Here is a 20,588-nt window from a genome sequence, read left to right on the forward strand (position 1 = left end):
TAAATTAAATAAATAAACAAAACACAAATGAGCGTTTTAGTAAATAAAGATTCAAAAATTATTGTTCAAGGATTTACAGGAAGTGAAGGAACTTTTCATGCTTCACAAATGATTGAATATGGAACTAATGTAGTTGGAGGTGTTACTCCTGGCAAAGGTGGTCAAACACATTTAGGCAGACCAGTTTTTAATACTGTTGAAGAAGCTGTTAAGCAAGTTCAAGCAGATACAACAATTATTTTTGTACCGCCAGCTTTTGCAGCCGATGCGATTATGGAAGCTGCTGATGCTGGAATTAAAGTAATTATTACTATTACAGAAGGGATTCCAGTTGCAGATATGATTAAAGCTTCAGATTACATAAAGGACAGAAACTGTCGTTTAGTTGGACCTAATTGCCCTGGTGTTATTACTCCTGGTGAAGCTAAAGTAGGTATTATGCCTGGTTTTGTGTTTAAAAAAGGAACTGTTGGTATTGTTTCAAAATCTGGAACATTGACATATGAGGCTGCTGACCAAGTTGTAAAGCAAGGCCTTGGAATTACAACAGCTATTGGTATTGGTGGTGACCCAATTATTGGAACAACTACCAAGGAAGCTGTTGAAATGCTTATCAACGACCCAGAAACTGAATGTGTGGTAATGATAGGGGAAATTGGAGGACAATTAGAAGGTGATGCAGCGCAGTGGTATAAAGAAAGCGGAAGCAAAAAGCCAGTTATTGGTTTTATTGCTGGTGAAACTGCACCTGCTGGACGTACTATGGGACACGCTGGTGCAATTGTTGGAGGAAGTGATGATACTGCACAAGCTAAAAAGAAAATCATGAGAAACTGTGGAATTCATGTAGTCGATTCTCCAGCAGAAATTGGTAAAAAAGTAGCCGAAGTAATGGCTTAAAAAATAGAAATGAACGTTGATGTTCTGTTAAAAACCTCACAAGATTTTGTGAGGTTTTTTTATTAGGTGCAACTTGTAATTACTATATTTGAATAACTATAAACCATTAATTAAACCATGAAATTATTAGAAGGCAAGACAGCAATTATTACTGGCGCAAGTAGAGGAATAGGGAAAGGAATTGCACAAGTATTTGCAGAACAAGGTGCAAATGTAGCATTTACATATAGTTCATCAGCTGAAGCTGCGCAAGAACTGGAAAAAGAATTAAACGCTTTAGGCGTAAAGGCAAGAGGTTATAAAAGTAATGCCGCTAGTTTCAATGAATCTCAAGAATTAGCAGATGAAGTTCTTAAAGAATTTGGAAGCATTGATATTCTAGTTAATAATGCAGGAATCACAAAGGATAATTTACTAATGAGAATGGGTGAGGAAGATTTTGACAAAGTGATTGAAGTTAATCTAAAATCTGTTTTTAACATGACCAAAGCTGTTCAGCGCACTATGTTGAAACAACGTAAAGGTTCAATAATAAACATGAGTTCTGTAGTTGGTGTAAAAGGAAATGCTGGACAAACTAATTATGCAGCATCTAAAGCTGGTATTATTGGATTTTCAAAATCTGTAGCATTAGAATTAGGTTCTAGAAATATTAGAAGTAATGTGATTGCTCCTGGTTTTATAGAAACTGAAATGACTGCAAAATTAGATGAAGAAACGGTAAAAGGTTGGCGAGCAGCAATTCCTTTAAAACGAGGAGGAACACCTGAAGATATTGCAAATGCATGTGTGTTTTTAGCGAGCGATTTATCAGCTTATGTAACAGGACAAACATTACATGTTGACGGAGGAATGTTGACTTAATTTATAAATGTCAGGAAATACACTTTTATATATAATCTTAGCTGGAATAACAGCGCTTTTATTAGCGCTGTTTCAGTATATATATAAATCTAAAAAACGAAAGTTAAATCCAATATTTTCATTTTTAAGGTTTATTACAATCTTTAGTGTCTTATTATTAATAATTAACCCAAAGTTCGAAAAAGTTGCGTTATATAATGAAAAGCCTAATCTTGTAGTTGTTGTTGATGATTCAGAGTCGGTCAAACATCTAGAACAGGATAAAAATGTAAATGAATTACTAGCTTCTATCAAGAATAGTAAAGAGTTAAACGATAAATTTAATCTTGATATTTATAGTTTTGGGTCGGATTTCCAAAAATTAGATTCGCTAAATTTCAATCAATCACAAACAAATTACACATCTGTATTTAGTAATTTACAACAAATTTATAAAGAGTCTAACTCACCAACAGTACTAATTAGTGATGGTAATCAGACTTTTGGGAGAGATTTTGAGTTTTCTTCAAAGCAATACAAACAGCCTATCTTTTCTGTTATTCTAGGTGATACGATAACGTATTCCGATTTAAAAATCCAACAACTCAACGTTAATAAGTATGCTTACTTAAAAAATAAATTTCCAGTTGAAGTTATTGCCGTGTATAATGGTAATACTCCGGTAAACTCGACATTTACTATTAAAAATGGGAATACAACGCTGTATTCAACCAGTTTGCAGTTTTCAAAAACTAATAATTCCCAAACTCTAAATATAACTTTACCTTCAGATAAGGTTGGTGTTAACAGTTATGTAGCGTCTTTATCTCCTTTATCAACCGAAAAGAATATTGTAAACAATTCCAAGCCATTTGCTTTAGAGGTTATCGACCAAAAAACTAATGTTGCTATTGTCACTTCTATATCGCATCCAGATATTGGAACATTAAAAAAAGCAATAGAAAGTAATGAGCAACGTACTGCTTTTATTGTTTCCCCCATGGATTACATTAGTAATAAGGAAGACTATCAAATGGTGATTCTATATCAACCAAATAGTAGCTTTAAAACTGTTTTTGAGTCTTTAGATGTAGAAGGAAAGAATAGATTTATCATTACAGGAATAAATACCGATTGGGCGTTCTTGAATAGTATTCAGAATGTTTTTCAGCAAAAAATCACTAATCAAGAGGAAAGTTTTCAAGCTATTTTCAATGATAATTTCAATACTTTTCTGCCTGGTGAGTTAGCCTTTGATAATTTACCACCATTAGAATCTGAATTTGGTGATGTAGAATTTAATATTCCTATAGAAGCATTATTGTTCAAGAGTATTAATAATAATATAATAGAAGAAACACTAATGGCTACTTACGAAAATGTTGGCCAAAGAGGTGTGATGCTATTTGGAGAAGGCATTTGGCGTTGGCGTTCTCAAAGTTATCTAGACACAAATTCTTTTAATCAATTTGATGATTTTATTGGAAAAATCATGCAATATACAGCTTCTAATAAGCGTCGAAACAGACTAAACATAAATTATGAACCTTTCTATAATGGAAGTGATAACATAAAAATAACAGCTCAGTTTTTTAATAAAAATTACGAATTTGATGCTGCTGCCTCCTTAGAGATGGTGATTAAGAATATAGAAACAAATAAAACAACAGTTATCCCATTTGTTTTGCAACAAAACACTTATGAGGTTAATTTAAACGATTTCCCTTCAGGTGATTATGATTTTACTGTTAGAGCAAATCGAGGAGAAGTAACTTCTTCGGGTCGTACTAAAATACTCGATTACAATGTAGAAAAACAATTTTTAAATGCCAATGTATCAAAACTTGAACGGTTAGCCAACAGCAGTAATGGCAGTAGCTACTTGATTGATGACACCACTTCTATAATTGATGACTTGATAAATGACTCAAGATTTGTAACTGTTCAAAAAAGCAATAAAAATGTTGTACCTTTGATTGACTTTAAATATCTCTTGGGGCTTATTATTTTAAGTCTATCTATCGAGTGGTTTTTAAGAAAATACAACGGACTTATTTAACAATATTAATAAAAAATAACATGGAAAAATTACCAAAGATTGGGTTACCAATCATTATTGGACTTATTGTCCTTATTATCCTCTTTGCTAAATCAGCTGTAACAATTGAATCTGGAGAGGCAGGAGTGCTTTTTAAAACCTTTGGAGATGGTGTTGTAGTTGATGAACCACCAATGGGAGAGGGATTTCATATTGTTGCACCTTGGAACAAAGTTTTTGTTTACGAAGTACGTCAACAAGAGCTTTTTGAAAAAATGAAAGTATTATCTTCAAACGGATTAGAAATTCAAATTGATGCATCAGCATGGTATGAGCCTGTTTATGGGGAATTAGGTAATTTGCACCAATCTCTTGGTCAAAATTATTTGCAACGTGTTATTCAACCTGCCATTCGTAGTGCGGCTAGAAGTGTAATTGGACGTTATACGCCAGACGATTTATATTCTACTAAGCGTGATGCTATCCAAGTTGAGATTTATGAAGAAACCAAGAAAATACTTGACAAACAATATGTTCAATTAAATGAGGTGTTAGTAAGAGATGTAACTTTGCCTCCAACAATTAAAGATGCTATTGAGCGTAAATTAAAGCAAGAACAAGAATCTCTTGAGTATGAATTTAGATTAGTAACTGCTGCAAAAGAAGCTGAAAAAGTAATTATTGAAGCGCAAGGTAAGGCAGATGCAAACCGTATTTTAAGTGCCTCATTAACTGATAAAATTCTTCAAGACAAGGGTATTGAAGCAACTATAAAATTAGCTGAATCTCCAAATAGTAAAGTTGTAGTAATTGGTTCTTCAGATGATGGTTTGCCGCTTATTTTAGGAAATAATTAAAAATATTTGGAATTCATAATTTTAATTCACAATATTTGCATAGACAAAAACAAAATGAATTTTATTCAATTACATCATCATCATTTTCATATCTTCGCTCAAGCGAGTTGAAAATGTATTGAATAAAACCAAAATATTTTAAAACCGTTTGAGTAAATCAAACGGTTTTTTATTTCAATATATCGAAATACTACCTTAAAAGATTTACTCAAACACAAGAAAAACAAAATGAGTAAATTAAAAATTGCAGTTCAAAAATCAGGAAGATTAAACGAAGACTCAATGAGGCTTCTTAAAGACATTGGCATTTCTATTGATAATGGTAAAGACCAGCTTAAGGCTTCAGCAAATGGGTTTCCTCTTGAAGTATTTTATCTGCGTAATGGAGATATTCCACAATACCTTAGAGATGGCGTAGTAGATGCAGCCATTATTGGAGAGAATGTATTGATCGAAAAAGGTAACGACATACAGTTTGTTGAAAAACTTGGTTTTTCAAAGTGTAGAGTTAGTATTGCTGTTCCAAAATCTACTAAATATAATAGTATTGAAGATTTGAAAAATAAGCGTATTGCTACATCCTACCCAAACACGGTTGACCAATTTCTTAAAAAAAATAATGTAAAAGCAGAATTGCATATTATTAATGGTTCTGTTGAAATTGCCCCCAACATTGGACTAGCTGATGCCATCGTAGATATTGTTTCAAGTGGGAGCACTTTATTCAAAAACAACTTAAAAGAAGAAGAGATTATTTTAAAATCTGAAGCTGTTTTGGCAGTGTCTCCAAAGATTTCTAAAGAGAATAAAGATATCTTAAATAAAATCCAGTTTAGAATTCAATCCGTTTTAAAAGGAAGAGCATCTAAATATGTTTTATTAAATGCACCTAGTGATAAACTAGATGATATCATTAAAATCCTACCAGGAATGAAAAGCCCAACAGTGTTGCCATTAGCCGAAGAAGGATGGAGTTCAGTGCATACAGTTATTAATAAAAACCAGTTCTGGGAGATTATTGATGAATTGAAACTTAAAGGAGCCCAAGGGATATTAGTTTGTCCAATCGAAAAAATGGTAATATAGTTATGAAAACAATAATAAACCCAAATAGAGAAGATTGGTCAACATTACTACGAAGGCCAACCCAATCTGTTGAAGACATTGAAAATACGGTCAATCAAATATTTCAAGATGTGCAACAAAATGGAGATTTTGCAATAGCCAAGTACACGTCAATATTTGATGGCGTTGAACTTAATGATTTTGTTGTTTCAGAAGAAGAATTAAATGAAGCTAAAAAAAATATTTTAGAAGATTTAAAAAATGCCATTAAAATGGCAAAACAAAATATAGAAACATTTCACAAAGCTCAAAGGACATCTAAAGTAGAAGTCGAAACTACTACAGGTGTTTTGTGTTGGCAAGAAAAGCGACCAATAGAAAAAATCGGATTGTATATCCCTGGAGGAACTGCTCCTTTATTTTCTTCGGTATTGATGCTAGCAATTCCTGCCCAAATTGTTGGTTGCAAAGATATAGTATTATGTTCGCCACCAAATAAAGAAGGAAAAATCGCTGATGAAATTTTATATGCAGCACAATTATGTGGATGTACTAAGATTGTTAAAGTTGGTGGTATTCAAGCGATTGCTGGTTTAACTTTTGGTACAAAGTCAATTCCTAAAGTCTATAAAATTTTTGGTCCAGGAAACCAGTTTGTTACAGTTGCCAAACAATTATCAACTAAATATGGAATTGCCATTGATATGCCAGCAGGACCAAGTGAATTGTTAGTTGTTGCAGATGATTCAGCTAATACATCTTATGTGGCATCAGATCTGTTAAGTCAAGCTGAACATGGTACAGATAGTCAAGTTATTTTGGTGTCTGATTCAAAAAATCTCATTAAAATAGTTGAAGATGAAATTGAAAATCAACTTCTAAGTCTTCCAAGAAAAGGTATCGCTCAAAAGGCATTACAAAATTCAAAAGCATTTTTAATTGAAGATGTAGAAGAAGCACTTCAATTAATCAATGATTATGGTCCAGAACACTTAATTATTTCAACAATAAACAATGCATTTTTTGTAGATAATATCGTAAATGCTGGTTCTGTATTTATAGGGAATTACACACCAGAAAGTGCTGGAGATTATGCATCAGGAACCAATCACACCTTACCAACAAATGGGTTTTCAAAAGCCTACTCAGGTGTGAATTTGGATAGTTTTACTAAGAGTATAACGTTTCAAAAAATTAATAAAGAAGGCTTATTAAGCATTGGAAGAACTATTGAGTTAATGGCAGAAGCCGAAGGTTTACAAGCACATAAAAATGCAGTTTCAATCAGATTAAAAGACTTAAAGAAATGAATATTCAAGATTTCATAAGAGATAATGTTAAAGCATTAAAGCCTTATTCATCAGCAAGGGATGAGTATAAAGATGCTTCTACAAATATGGTGTTCCTTGATGCTAATGAAAATCCATATAACAATGGCGTAAATCGTTATCCTGATCCTCAGCAAACGAGTGTCAAAGCTGTTTTAGCGCAACAAAAAGGGATGTCAAAAGACAATATTTTGCTTGGGAATGGAAGTGACGAAGTTTTAGACTTAATTTTCAGAGCATTTTGTGAACCAAATAGAGACAGGGTAATCACATTACCACCAACCTATGGTATGTATGAGGTTTTAGCCAATGTCAATGCAGTTGAAGTAATAAAAATCAATTTAACGGACTCATTTCAACCTAAAGTTGATGAAATTCTAAATTCAGTAGATCAGTTTTCAAAGATTCTATTTTTATGTTCACCAAATAATCCTAGCGGGAATAGTTTCAATGCAAAAGAGGTAGAAAAACTTTTAATAAATTTTAATGGAATTGTAGTTATTGATGAAGCTTATATTGATTTTTCAGAGCAAAAAAGCTGGTTGAATAGATTAGGTGAATTTCAAAATCTTATTATCACACAAACGCTTTCTAAAGCTCATGGTATGGCAGGAATTCGATTAGGTATTTGTTACGCATCTAAAGAGATCATTTCGGTTTTAAACAAAATAAAGCCTCCTTATAATGTGAATGAGTTAACGCAACAAAAGGCTTTAGAACGCTTATCTAAGCCTGATGATGTTGCTAAAGAAATTCAAAACATATTGCAGCAACGTAATTGGCTGAACACAACACTAGAAAAAATCTCATTTGTAGAGACTGTTTATCCTTCTGATGCTAACTTTGTATTAGTAAAGGTTGATAACGCTTCAAAAAGATATAACGAATTAATAAAAAAAGGAATCGTTGTTAGAAATAGAACCAACCAAGTAGGTTGTAAAAATTGCTTGCGATTTACAATTGGCACAAAAACTGAAAATGAAAAATTAATTGAGACACTTAAAACAGTATCATGAAGAGAGTATTATTTATAGACAGAGACGGAACCTTGATAAAAGAACCTGCTGACGAACAAATTGATTCATTTGATAAATTAATTTTTTACCCGAAAGTGTTCCAATACATGAGTAAAATCTGTAAGGAATTGGATTTTGAAATCGTAATGATTACCAATCAAGATGGATTAGGAACTGAGGTTTACCCAGAAAACACCTTTTGGCCAGTTCACAACTTCGTTATCGATACTTTTAAAAATGAAGGTATTATCTTTGAAGAACAATTTATAGACAGAACCTTTGCAAAAGATAATGCACCAACCCGAAAACCTAATACAGGATTGCTGACTAAATATTTTTCTGAGGACTATGATTTAGAAAATTCTTTTGTGATAGGAGATCGTTTAACAGATGTTGAATTGGCAAAGAATCTTAATGCCAAAGGGATTTATATTAATGATAATACAAATCTTGGCACCAATGAAATAACAGTCAAACGTGAAGAATTGGATAGTTTTATAGCTCTTGAAACCAATGATTGGAAAGAAATTTACGGTTTTTTAAAAGCTAAAGAGCGAACAGGAACTATTACACGAAATACTAATGAAACCAAAATAGAGATATCGCTAAATCTTGATGGCACTGGAAAGAGCAACATTGATACAGGAATTGCCTTTTTTGATCATATGTTAGATCAAATTGCACGTCATGGACAAATGGATTTAGATATAATGGTTGATGGCGATTTAGAAGTTGACGAACACCACACCATTGAAGATACAGCTATTGCTTTAGGAGAATTGTTTAATCAGGTTTTAGGTAATAAATTAGGTATTGAGCGCTACGGATTTTGCCTACCAATGGACGATTGTTTAGCGCAAGTAGCTATTGATTTTGGTGGACGCAATTGGCTAGTTTGGGAAGCCGATTTTAAACGTGAAATGATTGGCGAAATGCCAACAGAGATGTTTATGCATTTCTTTAAATCGTTTACAGATGGTGCTAAATGTAATTTAAACATTAAAGCTGAGGGCACCAACGAACATCATAAAATAGAAGCGATTTTTAAAGCTTTTGCAAAAGCAATTAAAATGGCTGTAAAACGAGATTTAGATAAAATGTTTTTACCATCAACCAAAGGTATGTTATAATGAAAATTGCAATAATAGATTATGGAGCTGGAAACATTAAAAGCATACAATTTGCTTTTAAGCGCTTAGGCTATGATGCAGTTTTAACAAATGATGTTGAAACCATAGAGCAATCAGATAAGGTTATTTTTCCAGGAGTAGGCGAAGCAAGTCATGTAATGCAAATGTTGAAAGCTTCAGGCTTAGATAAAATAATACCAACTTTAAAACAACCTGTATTGGGCATTTGTTTGGGTATGCAACTCATGTGTAAACACACTGAAGAGAGCGACACTAAAGGTTTAGGCATTTTTGATATCGAAGTGAGAAAGTTTACCAATGCTGTTAAAGTCCCTCAAATGGGCTGGAATACTATTTCAAATTTAAAATCTAGTTTGTTTAAAGATATTTTAGATGGTGAGTATATGTATTTGGTGCATAGTTATTATGCAGAACAATGCAAAGAAGCCATTGCAACAACGCATTATGAAATTGATTATGCTACGGCATTGCAAAAAGACAACTTTTATGGTGTGCAATTTCACCCAGAAAAAAGTAGTGTAGCAGGTGAACAATTATTAAAGAATTTTTTAGAGTTATGAAGTTAGAAAATAATTGGAAATACAAAAGCTTAGAAAGCCTTGAAAAGCGTAATTGGGATTTTTTAAGTAATGAAGAAAGTTATCTTTTGACGACTTGCTATAAATTGACAAAGAAACCTGTAGGAGATTTTGATGTTGAAGATTTGAGAATTATGATAGGTCAAAGTATAGGTCTTGATTTTCTAATCCCATTAGCAATTGAAGTTTTAGACAATGACATATTAGCTGAAGGACATTTTTACGAAGGAGATTTATTAAAAAGTGTTTTGACATCCGATATTAAATATTGGAAAAGAGAAAAATCAAATTGGGAAATATTTTGCAAACTTATGGAGAATAATTTAAGAAAACTAAATGATTTTGATACAACTAGAAGTATAAAGAAGGGCTGGTTTGACAGCTATTCAAACTTTAAAAAGATAAATAATAATTAATGAGATTACGGCCTTCGCAGGAAATAAATATGAGAATAATCCCAGCAATAGACATCATAGAAGGAAAATGTGTAAGACTCACTAAAGGTGATTATAACACAAAAAAAATATATAATGAAAATCCTTTAGAAGTTGCAAAACTATTTGAAGATTCAGGAATTGAGTTTTTGCATGTGGTTGACTTAGATGGTGCTAAAGCAAGCCATATAGTTAATTATAAAGTACTCGAACAAATTGCCACTAAAACCAATCTTAAGATTGATTTTGGAGGTGGACTTAAGTCTAATGAAGACTTGAAAATCGCTTTTGAATCTGGTGCTAATCAAATTACAGGAGGCAGTATTGCTGTTAAGAACCCTGCTATTTTTGAATCTTGGATTAGTACTTATGGTTCAAATAAAATAATTCTTGGTGCAGACTGCAATAACGAAAAAATTGCAGTTGCTGGATGGCAAGAAGAAAGCGAACTTGATGTCATTCCATTCATAAAGGAATATCAATCTAAAGATATTCAATATGTGATTTGTACTGACATTTCAAAAGATGGTATGCTTGAGGGACCATCATTTGATTTGTACAAACGTATTTTGTCAGAAACTAATCAAAGCCTCAAACTCATAGCGTCAGGTGGAATTTCAACTTTCGAAGAACTCCCAAAACTCAAAGAGCTAGGGTGTGGAGGCGTTATTATTGGTAAAGCTATTTATGAAAATAGAATCAGTTTAAAACAGTTAGAACAATTTATACTAAACAATTAAAATGCTAGCAAAACGAATCATACCATGTTTAGATATAAAAAACGGAAGAACCGTTAAAGGTGTCAATTTTGTAAATCTTATTGATGCAGGTGACCCTGTTGAATTAGCTAAACAATATGCTATAGAAGGTGCAGACGAACTTGTGTTTCTAGACATCTCAGCGACACTTGAAGGAAGAGCAACAACTTTAGAAATGGTTTTGCGAGTTGCTGAGCAGGTAAATATTCCTTTTACAGTTGGTGGTGGTATTTCATCTGTTGAAGATGTTGATGCATTATTAAAACATGGAGCAGACAAAATATCGATTAACTCGTCAGCAGTTAAAAATCCTGATTTAATTAATGAGCTATCCAATAAATTTGGATCTCAGTGTATTGTTGTAGCTATTGATGCAAAGCAAATTGATAATGATTGGATTGTGCATTTAGCAGGAGGGACTATTCCTACTGAAATTCGATTATTTGATTGGGCGAAAGAGGTTGAAAAACGTGGTGCAGGAGAGATTCTATTTACATCCATGAATCATGATGGCACCAAAAATGGATTTGCTAATGAAGCCTTGGCTAAGTTATCAAACATAGTTAACATCCCAATTATTGCCTCTGGAGGCGCAGGAACGAAACAACATTTTGTAGATACTTTTATTGAGGGAAAAGCAGATGCAGCTTTAGCAGCTAGCGTGTTTCACTTTGGCGAAATCCCAATTAAAGTACTAAAAGAAGAATTAAGAAATAATAATATAGAAGTAAGAATATAATGGAAGTAAAATACAATTCAGAAGGACTCATTCCAGCAATCATCCAAGATGCACAAACTAAAAATGTGCTGATGCTTGGTTATATGAATGTTGAAGCATTAGAGCAAACAATAGATTCAAAAAGAGTCACTTTTTTCAGTAGAAGCAAGCAACGATTATGGATGAAAGGTGAAGAAAGTGGTAATGTTTTAGATCTTATATCCATAAAAAACGACTGTGACAATGATACACTTTTAATTGAAGTTAATCCTCAAGGGCCTACGTGCCATAAGGGAACAGATACATGTTGGAATCAAACAAACAAGCAAAACTTTGAGTTCATCTCTAAACTAGAAAACACGATTGAAGACCGAATAAAGAATGTAGATTCTAAAAAATCATATGTGGCTTCGTTATTTGAGAAAGGAATTAATAAAGTGGCCCAAAAAGTAGGAGAGGAGGCCGTTGAAGTGGTTATTGAAGCCAAAGATAATAATGATAATTTATTTTTAAATGAAAGCGCCGATTTACTGTTTCATTATTTATTGCTCTTACAAGCCAAAGGATTTAAGCTAAAAGATATAGTGAAAGTTCTTGAAGAAAGGCACAAAAGTTAATCATATTTAAACACGCTATGCGTGCCACCAAACAAAAAATAGTTTTTCTATCTCACCAGAAGGGTGTTTTACCCAAACCATAGGTGAAAATTCACGCAAAAAATAGGTATTTAATTCATGCTTAAAAACATTAAAGTTAGCCCAGTTTACATTTGTGTGCGGTACTATTAGCCAATCTTTTTTTGTTGGTATGTAAAATTTGCAACTTGAAAACTGTTCTATTTCGTATTTATAGATGTAAAAACCGCTAATACAATTTTGATTTAAAGTTTCCAGTTGCATTTCTTTTTTTGCATATGGAACAAATAATTGAGCTTTAAAATACACTTGCTGTTCAATTTCTAATGCATTTAAATCAAGGGTTTTTAAATACGATTCGCATTCTTTAGAGTAGAGCAGTGGCAATTGTTTAAGCTTTAATTTATTAAGTTTTTCTACTAACGAGTCTTTACGATTCGGCCCAATAAGGTACTCTATTTCAGTATTTCCGATTGAAGCGTCATACAAATAGAATTTATAAATAACCTCTAGATGTATTGGCTTTTCATCTTTAATTAGTAAGCAATCTATTTCCCCTATTGTAATTTTATCTTTTTTAATTTGGATGTTTTCTGCAAGCAATTGCATAGACTTTTCGTGTTGCAATTGAAACGACACAAAACGCTCAATATATTTCCCAAGGCGTAATTTTGTGTCAATATGTACATTAATTGGTAGAGATTTTTGCTCAATGGTAAACTGATTCAACTCAAAAACATCATTATTCTCCCACAAACTCGGTGTTTGCAAGAATCCATCAAAATGTCGTTGAATTTGGTTTGTTGTTAGTGTCATTCTTAAACCGAAAATACGAATCTATTTCCTAATTCTTTTGTACATTGAAATTTTAAAAACACAGTTTTTTCGAATGTTTATTAAGAAGTATTTCTATCTCATAAAATTCCAGTATTTGGGCTATCGATTTCATGGTTGGCAAAAGCAACCTAAAGTGAAAACTATTCATTTAATGATTGATAGAACTTTTAAGTACATTCTTGAAAATAAATACTTTAAGACACTTGCAGCAGGACGTACAGATGCTATGGTGTCGGCAAATGAAGCTGCTTTTGAGTTGTTTCTGCATCATAAAATTAGTGATGAATTCGCTTTTCTAGAATTATTCAACCACAATTTACCCCAAGACATTAGAGCTTTATCGATACAACAAGTCAATGAAGATTTTAATATTATTCAAAGTTCAAAAACAAAGGAGTATATATACTTATTCACTTATGGTGAAAAATGCCATCCATTTTGTGCTTCCATAATGACAACCATTTTAGATGATTTAAATATAGAACTCATGAAAAGAGGTGCAACATTATTTCAAGGCAAGCATAATTTTAAAACCTACTGTTATAAGCCAACAAATGATGGTGTTTACAGTAGAACCATTGATACTTGCGAGCTCACAGAAAATACATTATATACTGCAAATTTTTTTCCCAAGAAAACATATACTTTAAGAGTTGCAGGTAAAGGTTTTGGAAGAAATCAAATACGGTTAATGATGGGTGCGCTCATAAAATTGGGTAGAGGTGAAATAACTTTAGACTATATTAAAAACAGCTTATTGGCTGAAAGTTCTGAAGTTATGGATTATATCGCTCCAGCTTCAGGGTTAATACTTAATAAAATCAAATTTGAAGAGTAGTTTACTTTTTGTATTTTGAACAAAATATTTTAAAATGAACGAAACAATTCCAAGAGAAGTCTTTTCTTTTTTTAAACGATTAGATAAAAATAATAATCGCGATTGGTTTAATGATAATAAACCTGAATTTAAAGAACTAGAAAAGGAAGTAAAGCAATTTTACAATCAATTAAATGAAAGGTTAAACGTTCATGACGAAATTGATAAACTAAAAATTTTCAGAATTTATAGAGACGTTCGTTTTTCAAAAGATAAAACACCTTATAAAACGCATTTTGGTGGTAGTTTTCACAGGAAAAAACCAGAGCTAAGAGGTGGTTATTATTTACATATTCAACCAAATGATGAAAGTTTTATAGCTACAGGTTTCTGGGAACCACATAAGGATGATTTATTCAGAATAAGAAAAGAATTTGAGATGGATGCCTCAGAAATGAGGGCTATCATGAGTGATAAGAAGTTTAAATCAGTCTGGGGAGATTTAGTTGGCGACGAGTTAAAAACGGCGCCTAAGGGTTTTGATAAAGAACATGAGAATATTGACCTAATAAGAAAGAAAATGTACATTTTTACTAGAAAATTCACCGATAAAGAGGTTGCTTCTCAAGAGTTTTTAGATATAGTTGACGAATCGTTTAAGTCCATAAGGCCTTTCTTTAATTATATGAGTGATGTACTTACAACCAACCTTAATGGGGAATCATTGATTTAAACGGCAGTTAGTGTTGTTGTATCAGATATTGCTTGTACATTATCAATTAAGCGCTCTTTAACTATATTCATCATACGCTTATTTAAAGCCGATGAGTTTTGAATATATAGTTTGTATTCCTCGATAGTAAACATTCCAATTATTATCCCTTTAAGACTATTACGGAATTTCATATCCTTATGTATAGTATTCCCAATATAATCAATGCGTTTGTCAACAGATAAGTCGTAAAAAACATTCTTATGTTTAGCAACATAGTTCTTAAAAACTTCAATAAACAAATCGTTTTGAAGTTTTATAATTGGACGCAATACTAAGTTTTGAAAACGCTCATCGGTAGACATGCCATCGTTTATTGTGGTAGTCATAAATTCGGGACGAATGCGTTTTAGGTCAAGGTCTCTATTAATCATAAGGCAAAGATTTTGATTAAAAATAGTAAACTACTAGTTTCAATTTAATGATACTACTTTTCATTGTTAACCATGTTATTAACATTTAAAAATTAAGACATTGATTTCTTATATTTGAAAAAACTAAGAATATGAAATTTGGAAGTGTAGATAATCCTGGAAATATAGATTTTACTTTACCTCCAGACCATCCAGATACAAAAAGAGTCTTGAACTCATTAAAAAGTAAATCTGAATTTAACTTGTTTGTTGGTTGTGCTAAATGGAACAGAGCAGATTTAAAAGGGTTTTATCCTAGAGGTACAAAAGATGAATTAGAGTATTACTCAACCCAATTTAATTCCATTGAGTTAAATGCTACTTTTTATAGAATTTTTCCACCCGAGACCTTTGCCAAATGGTATAGCAAAACAACTGATGGATTTAAGTTTTTTCCAAAACTCAATCAAGAAATAAGTCATTGGAAACGATTAACCGATGAAGCAAAACCAGTAGTAGAAAACTATTTATACAATGCATCCAACCTTAAAGAAAAGCTTGGAACCATTTTCTTGCAAATGCATAATAATTTTGTTCCAAAAGACTTTGAAAGAGTCGTAAATTTTGTGGAGAACTGGCCAAAAGAAATTCCTTTAGCTATTGAGTTTAGGCACACCAATTGGTATAACGACAAAGCAGTAGCCGAAGATTTATATCAACTTTTAGAAGAAAATAATATTTCCAATGTAATAGTAGATACAGCTGGACGACGTGATTTAATGCACATGCGCCTAACAAATGACAACGCCTTTATTCGCTATGTTGGCGCAAATCACCAAAGTGATTATGACAGATTAGATGATTGGGTTGAACGCATTGCAACTTGGAAGGAGCAAGGAGTTGGTGAAGTTGACTTTTTTGTGCATCAAAATATTGAAAAGGCATCACCATTACTGTCTGCGCACTTCATTAAGAATGCAAATAAAACTTTAGGAACAAATCTTACTGTCCCTAGAATGGGAAAAGATACAGATACATTGTTTTAGATTAGTAATTAGGTATGTTTAAACCTAAAACAATGTCTCGCTTTGCAACTTGAAGATTACCGTCTTTTACAAGTAAAATAACTCCTGAGCCACCTCGTGGGAGTTTTCTGTTTAGAATATTTTTAGTGATATGCGGATCATCTTGAAAGTAAAAATCTTCAATATAATACTCATTCTTATCAGGTTCTTTTACAGTAATATGAATATGTTGCGGAGCTGTTGAATTTGGGTAAGACGCTGGTCTAGACGTATAGAACTCGTAGGCTCCAGAAGCATCAGTTTTCATCCAGCCACGTAAATAACCATGTCGCTTTTCCCAGCCTTTGGAATTTGCTTTCGATGGGTATATACCTTTATCATCAGTTTGATACACATATAGTATTACATCACTTGCAGGTGTTTTTCCATCAACTTTATAAACTGTACCACTAATCTTAATAGGGTTTGGTAATACGTTAAATTTCGGTAACGTATCTACAACCTTTAATACTTTATCGCCATATTCGTAAATAGCTTCGCAACCCTGACAAGGACCACCAACGATTTTATTTCGGTTTTGCGATTCACCATTGCAAGTATAGAACAATGAAAGAATCGTTATAAAAAATAGTTGTCTCATAATAATTGGAATTTAATTAAAGATACATTTATATTGCTGTGAATCAGAGTGTTTAAGAAAAGTTTAAACTAACATTAACAACTTTTTAAATTTTCAGTAGGATTTTAAAATTCTAACCCATCAAAAACTAATCGAATCCTTATCTTTGAAATTAAACAAATACGAATCTATTTATCATGCAAAAACAACTCATAGAATGCGTACCAAATATTAGTGAAGGTCGCGATTTAGATAAAATACATACCATTGCCAATTGTGTTGAAACTGTTGAAGGCGTTAAGCTTTTAGATGTTGATCCTGGAGCTGCAACCAATCGAACTGTAATTACTTTTGTTGGTGAACCAGAACAAGTTATTCAGGCAGCATTTATACTCATTAAAAAAGCTTCTGAGCTTATTGATATGAGTAAACATAGTGGCGAGCATCCCCGTTTTGGTGCAACCGATGTGTGTCCATTAGTACCTATTTCTGGGATTACGTTAGAAGAAACTGCTAAGTATGCTCATAAACTAGGAAAGCGCGTAGGAGAGGAGCTAGACATTCCTGTATATTTATATGAAAATGCCGCTCAAGAAGAAAAAAGAGTGAATCTGGCTAACTGTAGAGCAGGTGAATATGAAGGATTGCCAAAAAAATTATTAGACCCAAATTGGAAACCAGATTTTGGGCCAGCAGAGTTTAATAATAAAGTTGCCACGACTGGCGCAACAGCTATTTCTGCAAGGGATTTCTTAGTGGCTTATAATGTGAATTTAAATACCACATCTACACGTCGTGCCAATGCTATTGCGTTTGATATCCGTGAAGCTGGACGTGTAAAACGTGAAGGCAATCCAATTACAGGCAAGAAGGTATTGGACAATAATGGAGAACCCGTTCGTATTCCTGGTAAGCTAAAAGCTGTAAAAGGTATTGGTTGGTTTATTGAAGAATATGGTATTGCGCAAATATCTTATAACCTTACCAATATAAGCATCACTTCAATGCATGAAGCGTTTGATGAAACTGATAAGGCAGCACAAGAAAGAGGTTTACGAGTAACAGGCTCAGAGCTTATTGGGTTAATTCCGCTGAAAGCGATGTTAGATGCTGGCGATTACTTTTTAAAGAAACAGGAACGTTCTTTAGGAGTTTCTGAGGCTGAAAAAATTAAAATCGCTGTGAAATCTTTAGGGTTAGATGATTTAAAACCCTTTAATCCCAATGAAAAAATTATAGAATACGTACTAAGAGATAAAGGTGTTAAGCAACTTATAGATTTGACCTTAACTGATTTTGCGGATGAAACTGCTGGTGAATCTATGGCACCTGGAGGTGGTTCCATTTCAGCGTATGTTGGTACACTAGGTGTGTCGTTAGGTACTATGGTGGCTAACTTATCTGCTCATAAACCAGGTTGGGACGACCGTTGGGAAGAGTTTTCGGTTTGGGCTGAAAAAGGACAAGCTTATAAAAACAAATTATTGGCTTTGGTAGATGAAGACACTAATGCGTTTAATAAAATTATTGAAGGCTTCAGGATGCCTAAAAGTACAGACCAAGAAAAGAAAGCGAGAGCAGAAGCGATTGAGTCTGCTACTATATATGCAACCGAAGTGCCTTTATTAGTTATGGAAACTGCTTGTGACTCAATGGAAGTGATGATGGCAATGGCAAAAGGTGGTTTACAAAACTCATTATCTGACGCTGGCGTAGGAACTTTATGCGCTAGAACAGCCGTTTATGGAGCGTACTTTAATGTTCGTATTAATGCAAAAGACATTAAAAACAGAGAGACTGCGAAAAAATTATTGAACAAAGCAAAATCGATATTCGATAAAACTTTAACTAACGAAAATGAAATGATTGCTCTAATAGATGAAAAGATATGATGAGATTTCATACACGTAAATGGGTTAAACCAGAAGATTTAAATCCCAACGGTACATTGTTTGGTGGACGTTTGTTGGAGTGGATAGACGAAGAAGCTGCGTTATATACCATTATTCAATTAGAAAACAAGCGTATTGTTACAAAATATGTGTCTGAAATTAATTTTATGAGTTCTGCTAAACAAGGGGATATTATCGAGTTAGGTATGCAAGTGACTAAGTTTGGAAAATCGTCTATAACTCTTAAATGTGAAGCCAGAAATAAGATGACTCGTGAAACTATTTTAACCGTTGATAATATTATCATGGTTAATCTAGGGGAAGATGGAAAACCAAAACCTCATGGTAAGACAGAAGTAGAGTTTGTAAAGGATAGATTAAAATAAGAAAGTACTATTGAGATGCATTAATTACCGCATCCAACTCATAAATTTCCAAATCAAAATAAGGTACAGCAGCTATTACATGGTCAAAAACATCAGCCATGATATATTCATAATTTTGCCAACGTTTATCACTACTAAAAGCGTAAATTTCGATAGGAATACCTTGTGAAGTTGGAGCTAATTGACGTACCATGATGGTCATATCTTTGTTTATTGCAGAATGCGTCTCGATGTACGTTTCAAGATACTTTCTAAAAACACCAAGATTTGTCAAATTTCTACCATTAAGTAATAACGATTTATCAGCATTAATACTAGTGTTATACTTTTCAATATCCTTTTGCCGCGATGATAAATAATTAGAAATAATTTGAATCTCTTTCAGCTTATTAACATCATTTACAGATAAATACTTTACACTACTTAATTTAATGCTTAACGATCTTTTAATACGTCGTCCACCAGAACTAGTCATACCTCTCCAGTTCTTAAAAGAGTCAGATATTAAAGCGTAGGTTGGAATAGTAGTAATGGTTTTATCAAAGTTTTGCACCTTAACTGTCGCTAAAGTGATTTCAATAACATCACCATCTGCACCATATTTTTCAAACGTAATCCAGTCGCCAATGCGCACCATATCGTTTATGGATACTTGTATACTTGCTACAAACCCAAGAATAGTATCTTTAAATACAAGAAGTATAATTGCAGAAGCAGCGCCAAGTCCTGTTATAAATTTTAAGAATGGAATACCAGTTATAATGGCAAATGCTGAGAATATGCCAACTACCCAAGCAAATATCATAAATACTTGAATATAGCTATCAATGGGTTTATCTCTTAGTCTTGGTAAGGTTTTAAAATAATCTTTTAGTGTATGCAAAAAACTACGTACAACCCATAGAGTTAATATAATTCCGAATACCAATAAGGTTTTTTCTATAATATTTTCCCAATATGGAAAGTCTGAGAATACCATTGGAACATATTCTACAGCAACAAGCAACGGAATAATATGTGCAACGTTTCTAAAAACTTTATTTTCTACCATAATATCATCAAAGTTTGACTTTGACTTTTCGGCAAGTTTAGAGAACATGGTAAGTAATATGCGACGTACAATAAAGTCGATGATAAAAATAACAATAAATAGTCCAATGAGTAAAGCCAGCATGTTTAAGTAACTAGCAGTAGAACTTGACATTCCATGGGTTATAAAATAGTCGTACAGCAAGTGCTTAAAATACTCCATTAGTTTGTAGCTTTTTTGTATTTACGCTCTAAGATAAAGGTGCCAAACGGAATAATAGAAGCGAGCAACACCATTTTAAAATTGCTTTTAAACCATTCATTTTCCTGTTTTAGCATAAAAGCAAGTATCACATAAAGCATAAATAAAATACCATGAGGCATTCCTAGCATTTTTACATACTGTGGGTCATTACCAAAGTACTTAATTGGTGTGGCTATAAAAAGTAGTAGAATGTAAGATACGCCTTCTAAAAAAGCTGTAACTCTAAATATATTAATAAGTGAAAACATGGGTATGATTTAATTCGTGCAAAG

The 20,588-nt window shown here is 32.8% G+C and carries 23 protein-coding genes; 18 read left to right on the plus strand and 5 right to left on the minus strand.

What is annotated here, in order from left to right:
- The first annotated feature begins 27 nt into the window (after positions 1-27).
- The 13 genes from sucD to hisIE all read left to right on the plus strand — a co-directional run bounded on the left by sucD (position 28) and on the right by hisIE (position 12,303).
- Entirely contained in the window at positions 28-900 is an 873-nt protein-coding gene (sucD, locus tag HB672_RS10480; RefSeq protein WP_167612084.1) for a succinate--CoA ligase subunit alpha, read from the plus strand.
- A 117-nt stretch (positions 901-1,017) separates the two neighbouring features.
- Positions 1,018-1,764 (plus strand): 3-oxoacyl-[acyl-carrier-protein] reductase, encoded by a 747-nt coding sequence (fabG, locus tag HB672_RS10485; protein ID WP_167612087.1) that lies wholly within the window; start codon positions 1,018-1,020, stop codon positions 1,762-1,764.
- Positions 1,765-1,771: 7 nt separating this feature from the next.
- A complete protein-coding gene (locus tag HB672_RS10490) occupies positions 1,772-3,802 on the plus strand; it encodes a VWA domain-containing protein (protein ID WP_167612090.1) in 2,031 nt (676 codons plus the stop codon).
- Positions 3,803-3,822: 20 nt separating this feature from the next.
- The gene (locus HB672_RS10495; protein WP_167612092.1) at positions 3,823-4,638 is read left to right on the plus strand and encodes a prohibitin family protein; all 816 of its coding nucleotides are present in this window, start codon (positions 3,823-3,825) and stop codon (positions 4,636-4,638) included.
- Positions 4,639-4,866: 228 nt separating this feature from the next.
- Complete coding sequence (gene hisG / locus HB672_RS10500) at positions 4,867-5,724, plus strand: ATP phosphoribosyltransferase (protein ID WP_167612095.1); 858 nt, start codon at positions 4,867-4,869, stop codon at positions 5,722-5,724.
- 2 nt (positions 5,725-5,726) lie between these two features.
- Positions 5,727-7,013, plus strand: a complete 1,287-nt coding sequence (hisD, locus tag HB672_RS10505; RefSeq protein WP_167612098.1) for a histidinol dehydrogenase — start codon at positions 5,727-5,729, stop codon at positions 7,011-7,013.
- Positions 7,010-8,047, plus strand: coding sequence for a histidinol-phosphate transaminase (gene hisC / locus HB672_RS10510; RefSeq protein ID WP_167612101.1), 1,038 nt, complete (start codon positions 7,010-7,012; stop codon positions 8,045-8,047). Before hisD ends, hisC begins: the two co-directional genes overlap by 4 nt.
- Positions 8,044-9,177 (plus strand): bifunctional histidinol-phosphatase/imidazoleglycerol-phosphate dehydratase HisB, encoded by a 1,134-nt coding sequence (gene hisB, locus HB672_RS10515; protein ID WP_167612104.1) that lies wholly within the window; start codon positions 8,044-8,046, stop codon positions 9,175-9,177. The genes hisC and hisB overlap by 4 nt, the downstream gene beginning before the upstream one ends.
- On the plus strand, positions 9,177-9,758 hold the full coding sequence (gene hisH / locus HB672_RS10520; RefSeq protein WP_167612107.1) for an imidazole glycerol phosphate synthase subunit HisH: 582 nt from the start codon (positions 9,177-9,179) through the stop codon (positions 9,756-9,758). Before hisB ends, hisH begins: the two co-directional genes overlap by 1 nt.
- A complete protein-coding gene (locus HB672_RS10525) occupies positions 9,755-10,192 on the plus strand; it encodes a contact-dependent growth inhibition system immunity protein (RefSeq protein ID WP_167612110.1) in 438 nt (145 codons plus the stop codon). Before hisH ends, HB672_RS10525 begins: the two co-directional genes overlap by 4 nt.
- A 29-nt stretch (positions 10,193-10,221) precedes the next feature.
- Positions 10,222-10,950, plus strand: a complete 729-nt coding sequence (hisA, locus tag HB672_RS10530) for a 1-(5-phosphoribosyl)-5-[(5-phosphoribosylamino)methylideneamino]imidazole-4-carboxamide isomerase (RefSeq protein WP_167612113.1) — start codon at positions 10,222-10,224, stop codon at positions 10,948-10,950.
- Position 10,951: 1 nt separating this feature from the next.
- Entirely contained in the window at positions 10,952-11,707 is a 756-nt protein-coding gene (gene hisF, locus HB672_RS10535; protein WP_167612116.1) for an imidazole glycerol phosphate synthase subunit HisF, read from the plus strand.
- A complete protein-coding gene (hisIE, locus tag HB672_RS10540; protein ID WP_167612119.1) occupies positions 11,707-12,303 on the plus strand; it encodes a bifunctional phosphoribosyl-AMP cyclohydrolase/phosphoribosyl-ATP diphosphatase HisIE in 597 nt (198 codons plus the stop codon). Before hisF ends, hisIE begins: the two co-directional genes overlap by 1 nt.
- A 15-nt stretch (positions 12,304-12,318) precedes the next feature.
- On the opposite strand, the gene HB672_RS10545 is transcribed toward hisIE, so the two are convergent.
- Complete coding sequence (locus HB672_RS10545) at positions 12,319-13,137, minus strand: DUF1853 family protein (RefSeq protein WP_167612122.1); 819 nt, start codon at positions 13,135-13,137, stop codon at positions 12,319-12,321.
- A gap of 73 nt (positions 13,138-13,210) precedes the next feature.
- On the opposite strand from HB672_RS10545, the gene HB672_RS10550 reads away from it, so the two are divergent.
- Together HB672_RS10550 and HB672_RS10555 are read left to right on the plus strand one after the other, a co-directional pair.
- Entirely contained in the window at positions 13,211-13,996 is a 786-nt protein-coding gene (locus HB672_RS10550; RefSeq protein ID WP_167612125.1) for a tRNA pseudouridine(38-40) synthase TruA, read from the plus strand.
- Between the two features lie 34 nt (positions 13,997-14,030).
- Entirely contained in the window at positions 14,031-14,708 is a 678-nt protein-coding gene (locus tag HB672_RS10555; RefSeq protein ID WP_167612128.1) for a DUF2461 domain-containing protein, read from the plus strand.
- Here the strand turns inward: HB672_RS10555 and HB672_RS10560 are convergent.
- On the minus strand, positions 14,705-15,121 hold the full coding sequence (locus HB672_RS10560; protein ID WP_167612131.1) for a glyoxalase: 417 nt from the start codon (positions 15,119-15,121) through the stop codon (positions 14,705-14,707). The two genes, HB672_RS10555 and HB672_RS10560, sit on opposite strands and share 4 nt — an antisense overlap.
- A 131-nt stretch (positions 15,122-15,252) precedes the next feature.
- Here HB672_RS10560 and HB672_RS10565 point away from each other — a divergent pair, with 131 nt between their 5' ends.
- Complete coding sequence (locus tag HB672_RS10565) at positions 15,253-16,146, plus strand: DUF72 domain-containing protein (RefSeq protein WP_167612134.1); 894 nt, start codon at positions 15,253-15,255, stop codon at positions 16,144-16,146.
- Position 16,147: 1 nt separating this feature from the next.
- On the opposite strand, the gene HB672_RS10570 is transcribed toward HB672_RS10565, so the two are convergent.
- Complete coding sequence (locus tag HB672_RS10570) at positions 16,148-16,765, minus strand: intradiol ring-cleavage dioxygenase (protein ID WP_167612137.1); 618 nt, start codon at positions 16,763-16,765, stop codon at positions 16,148-16,150.
- A gap of 176 nt (positions 16,766-16,941) precedes the next feature.
- Here HB672_RS10570 and ftcD point away from each other — a divergent pair, with 176 nt between their 5' ends.
- Entirely contained in the window at positions 16,942-18,636 is a 1,695-nt protein-coding gene (gene ftcD / locus HB672_RS10575) for a glutamate formimidoyltransferase (RefSeq protein ID WP_167612142.1), read from the plus strand.
- Complete coding sequence (locus HB672_RS10580) at positions 18,636-19,022, plus strand: hotdog domain-containing protein (RefSeq protein WP_167769589.1); 387 nt, start codon at positions 18,636-18,638, stop codon at positions 19,020-19,022. Before ftcD ends, HB672_RS10580 begins: the two co-directional genes overlap by 1 nt.
- Positions 19,023-19,029: 7 nt before the next feature.
- On the opposite strand, the gene HB672_RS10585 is transcribed toward HB672_RS10580, so the two are convergent.
- Positions 19,030-20,274: a mechanosensitive ion channel domain-containing protein gene (locus tag HB672_RS10585; protein ID WP_167612147.1), complete on the minus strand. Its 1,245-nt coding sequence runs from the start codon at positions 20,272-20,274 to the stop codon at positions 19,030-19,032.
- Entirely contained in the window at positions 20,274-20,564 is a 291-nt protein-coding gene (locus HB672_RS10590) for a DUF3817 domain-containing protein (protein ID WP_167612150.1), read from the minus strand. The genes HB672_RS10585 and HB672_RS10590 overlap by 1 nt, the downstream gene beginning before the upstream one ends.
- Between the last annotated feature and the right edge of the window lie 24 nt (positions 20,565-20,588).

The organism is Gaetbulibacter sp. S0825, assembly GCF_011777505.1.
Lineage (GTDB): Bacteria > Bacteroidota > Bacteroidia > Flavobacteriales > Flavobacteriaceae > Pontimicrobium.